Annotated in this window: 1 protein-coding gene; it reads right to left on the reverse strand. The window is 46.7% G+C overall.

The features are described from left to right. The coding region (locus B3O33_RS00455) for a complex I subunit 4 family protein (protein ID WP_292362719.1) at window positions 1-1,212 on the reverse strand (1,212 nt) is incomplete at its 3' end. Window positions 1,213-1,244 lie beyond the last annotated feature (32 nt).

Genomic DNA, 1,244 nt, shown 5'->3' on the forward strand with positions numbered 1-1,244 from the left:
GGAGGTGCCGGGTAAACCTGCATTGGCCATCGCAAAGAATACGGCCAGTGCAGTAAATTTCGGCATACTGTTGGCAACACCGCCATAAGCACTGATTTCACGGGTATGCATCCGGTCGTATAACACACCGACACTGAGGAACATCGCGGCGGCAATAAAGCCATGCGAAATCATCTGCACCATTGCGCCTTCAATAGCTAACACTTCGCCATTACCGACACCAAGTGTAATCGCATCATTGGCGACGATGCGAAACACAATAAACAGTCCCAGGGTCACAAAGCCCATATGGGCAATACTCGAATAAGCAATCAGTTTTTTCAGATCCGATTGGGCCAGCGCGACAAAACCGATATAAACAATGGCGATCAACGATAAGCCAATCACCAGCCAGTCCAGCGTCATACTGGCATCCGGGGTAATCGGCAGAGCAAAACGTAATAGACCATAGCCACCAATTTTCAGCGTGATCGCCGCCAGAATTACCGAACCACCTGTAGGTGCTTCCACGTGAGCATCAGGCAACCAGGTATGTACCGGCCACATCGGAATTTTCACCGCAAAGGCAATTAAAAAAGCCAGGAAAATCCAGATTTGCTGCGTTAAACTCAAGCTGACATTGTGAAAATCCAGAATCGAGAAACTACCTGCCTGAAATTGCAGATACAGCAATGCTATCAGCAGAAATACCGATCCAAAAAAGGTATAGAGGAAAAACTTGATGGTGGCATAAACCCGATTAGGGCCACCCCAAATACCAATTACCAGAAACAACGGGATCAGCATCGCTTCAAAAAACAGATAAAACAGTATGGCGTCGAGTGCTGCAAACACGCCTAACATCAGTCCTTCCATGATCAGAAAAGCAGACATATATTGAGCGGCTCTATCCTCAATCACCTGCCAGCCGGCAATGACAACCAACACTGTTGAAATTGTTGTGAGGATCATCAGCGGCATTGAAAAACCGTCAACCCCCAGGTAATACTCAATATTAAATGTCGCCACCCATGACAGGCGTTCAACAAACTGCATTTGATGAGTAGTGCTGTCAAAACCGATATATAGTAAAAAAGACAACAACATGGTCGCCACACTGACAAGCAAGGCCAATTGCCGTGCCAGCTTATTATTTTGTTTGCACAGCAACAGTGCAGCGCCACCGATAATCGGCAGCAAAATCAACACACTGAGAAGTGGAAAGTCCATCATCTGACGCTGTTGCTCCTGTTAAACCACAAACT

Origin of the sequence: Methylophaga sp. UBA1464 (assembly GCF_002325665.1) — a bacterium.
Taxonomy (GTDB): domain Bacteria; phylum Pseudomonadota; class Gammaproteobacteria; order Nitrosococcales; family Methylophagaceae; genus Methylophaga.